This window comes from Halorubrum sp. SD612, from assembly GCF_002135005.1.
The window spans coordinates 1-2942 of record NZ_NEWI01000236.1 but is presented as its reverse complement, the minus strand read 5'-3'; the positions used below and the strand labels follow the sequence as shown (position 1 = coordinate 2942).

Here is a 2942-nt window from a genome sequence, read left to right as displayed (position 1 = left end):
TCTCGGTCCGGTGTTCGGCGGGGAGGGCCTCCTCGTCGGGGAAGTTGACGAGGAGCTCGCCGCCGGAGCGGTCGACCGCGAGGACGGCGTCGCGGAACATCGCCTCGTACAGGTCCGCCGCCTCGGCGGGCGACAGCGGCGTCGACTCGGCGATCGCGGTTCCGACGAGCCCCTCGCGGGGCGGGTTCGCCAGCAGGGCGACGACGGTCATACCGGATCGCGGCGCGGGAGCGCCTTCAAGTCGCCGCTTCGGATCGAGAAGAGACCGCGCGGGGACGGGGCCGCCCCGGCCGCGGAACGGACCGACCGCTCAGGAGAAGTCGCGCCGCATCGCGATCTCGAACCACGGGCAGAGGCGGAGCTGCCGGTACAGCGCGGGGTTCTCGTGGAGGTGGTCGTAGTCGGCCCACAGCATGCCGCCGATCTCGTCGTCGTCGGGGTCGAGCGAGGTGTCGTCGAGGGTGACCTTCAGCACGGCGCACACCTCCCACTCGACGCCCTCGTTGGGGTAGTACCGCTTGTACTCGAACTTGTCCGTCACCCGGAGGTCGTCGTACTGGTCCGGCGAGATGCCGAGCTCTTCCTCGAGGCGCTGTTCGGTGGCCTCCTCTTGGGACTGCCCCTCGACCGGGTGCGAGGCGACCGTCCCGTCCCAGTGGCCGTCCCACAGGCGCTTGTTCGGCGCGCGCTGGGCCAGCAGGATCCGGCCGTCCCGGTCGAAGACGAGACAGGTGAACGCGCGGTGCCGGATCCCGTCGCCGGTGTGCGCGTCGAGCCGGTTCACCGTGCCCTGCGCGACGTCGTCGGGGTCGACGGCGATGACGTCCTGAAGCGCGTTCTCGTGGTCCGCCTCGCTCTCGCCGCCGCTGTCGCCCGCGCCGGTGCCGGCGGGATCCCCCGGCTCGGTCGCGTCTTCGGAACTCATGCGCGGTACGTCGCGGACCAACGCTAATAAGGATTCGATACGGCGGCCGCTTCACCGCGCCCCTCGCTGCGCGTCCGTCGGCCACTCGCCGGCGCATACCCCCTCCGTCCACGGGCGCTTCGACGCTCTTAACCGCGTCCCGGCGCTACTAGCCGCGGATGAGTGACCCGGCGCTCGACGTCGTCGAGTTCGTGTTGACGACGCACTTCTACACGCAGGACCGCGACCTCGACGAGAACGACCTGCCGCCCCGATTCCGGCAGGTGTTCTGGTCGGCCGACGCCGCCGAGGACGCCCCCGGCGGCGTGGAGCGACCGCTGAAGGCGACCGACGAGACCACCCGCACCGCGACGGGCGTCGAGCGCCCGTGGGACGCGGTCTCGGAGCTCCTCTTCACCCAGCGGACCGAGTTCTCCGGCGAGATCTCGCTGACCCAGCCCGCGATGGGGCTGGAGTGGTACCGCGACCGCGCGAGCGACGACCGGCTCGCCGGGAACCCGACGCTCGTCGCCGCCGTGGAGGCCGCCGAGGACCTCGACGCGCCGGTGACCCGCGAGGAGGCCCGAGAGGACGTGCGGCCGGTCCAGGCCGACCGCGTCTGGATCGACGCGCTGCTCTCCGAGTACTTCGACGAGGACGAGGACGGCGAGATGCTCGACCTCGTCAACGTCCGCGCGCCCGAGGAGATCGAGACGACGCTGGCCGACCTCGTGTTGACCGGCGACCAGGAGGGCGAGATCCAGAAGATCGTCAAGGCGATCGAACACCGCGAGTACCTCGCGGAGATCGGCCTCCGAGAGATCGGGAAGCTGCTGTTCGTCGGTCCGCCGGGCACCGGGAAGACGACCGTCTCGCGCGCGCTCGCCCACGAGCTCGGCCTCCCGTTCGTCGAGGTGAAGCTCTCGATGATCACGAGCCAGTACCTCGGCGAGACGTCGAAGAACGTCGAGAAGAGCTTCGAGGTCGCCAAGCGCCTCTCGCCGTGCATCCTCTTCATCGACGAGTTCGACTCGGTCGCGAAGACCCGCCGCTCGGACGAGCACGCCGCCCTGAAGCGCGCGGTCAACACCCTCCTGAAGTCGATCGACGAGGTGTCGCTCGTGCGCGACGAGGTGCTCCTCATCGGCGCGACGAACCACCCGGACCAGCTCGACGCCGCCGCGTGGCGTCGCTTCGACGAGATCGTCAACTTCCCCAAGCCGGACCGGGACATGCGCGCGGACATCCTCCGGGTCGTGACCAAGGAGATGAAGATCGCCGACTTCGACCCCGAGGAGGTGGCCGACCGGACCACCGGCCTCACCGGGTCAGACCTCCGGATGGTGCTCCGGGAGGCCGTCCTCGGCGCGCTCACCGAGGACCGGATGACGATCACGCAGGCGGACGTGATGGCGGCGGTCGAGGACTTCGAGGAGCGCGACAACCTCAAGAACATGGACATGATCGACGGGGAGGGCGCCGAGGTGCTCGGCGAGACGGCCTCCGGCGAACAGGAACACACCCACGACGAGTCCGGCGACGGAGGGGGGTCGCACGACCACGACCACGCCGCCCACGGCGCCTCGCACGACTGAGCCGAGGCGACGGGGGTCGTGAGGCGCGGTGTCGACCCGGAGCGACCTTTTCGCGGTGACTCACCGCCGAACGCCGACGACCGTGTAGCCGAACCCGCGGTCGACGATCCGCGGGTCGAGGTCGACCGCGTCCATCGCGCTCGCGAGGTCGCTCGGCGCCCGGAACCGCGACTCCATCCCGATCGCGTGCTCGCCGGCGACGAGCGGTCGCCCCAGCGGATGCTCCGGGTCGAACTCGCGGACGACCAGCGCGCCGCCGGGCGCGAGCACGCGGGCCGCCTCCGCGAGCGCGGCGTCCTGATCGGGCAGGTGGTGGAACGCGTCGACGACCGTGACCGCGTCGACGCTCTCGTCGCGGAACGGGAGCCGCCCCGCGTCGCCGGCGACGCCGGAGAGCCCGCGGCCGCGGCGCGCCCGCGAGAGCATCCCGACGGAGGCGTCGA

General features: G+C 71.2%; 3 protein-coding genes and 1 pseudogene. 1 reads left to right on the top strand and 3 read right to left on the bottom strand.

Features of this window, described 5'->3' with window-relative positions; translation table 11 throughout:
• Together B9G38_RS15710 and idi are read right to left on the bottom strand one after the other, a co-directional pair.
• A pseudogene (locus tag B9G38_RS15710) lies at positions 1-211 on the bottom strand (hypothetical protein); the annotation flags it as partial.
• 99 nt (positions 212-310) lie between these two features.
• Positions 311-925 carry an isopentenyl-diphosphate Delta-isomerase gene (idi, locus tag B9G38_RS15705; protein ID WP_086220998.1) on the bottom strand — a complete coding sequence of 205 codons (615 nt, stop codon included), beginning with the start codon at positions 923-925 and terminating at the stop codon, positions 311-313.
• Between the two features lie 158 nt (positions 926-1083).
• Between idi and B9G38_RS15700 the strand changes: the two genes are divergently transcribed.
• Positions 1084-2499 carry an ATP-binding protein gene (locus B9G38_RS15700; RefSeq protein ID WP_086220997.1) on the top strand — a complete coding sequence of 472 codons (1416 nt, stop codon included), beginning with the start codon at positions 1084-1086 and terminating at the stop codon, positions 2497-2499.
• Positions 2500-2559: 60 nt separating this feature from the next.
• Here B9G38_RS15700 and B9G38_RS15695 read toward each other — a convergent pair.
• A partial coding sequence (locus tag B9G38_RS15695) for a class I SAM-dependent methyltransferase (protein WP_143415528.1) occupies positions 2560-2942 on the bottom strand: 383 nt, incomplete at its 5' end.

What these genes read in the sequence shown, in the direction of transcription:
- B9G38_RS15700 (WP_086220997.1), top strand. Translation starts at nt 1,084, where the DNA reads ATGAGTGACCCGGCGCTCGACGTCGTCGAGTTCGTGTTGACGACGCAC.
- idi (WP_086220998.1), bottom strand. Translation starts at nt 925, where the DNA reads ATGAGTTCCGAAGACGCGACCGAGCCGGGGGATCCCGCCGGCACCGGC.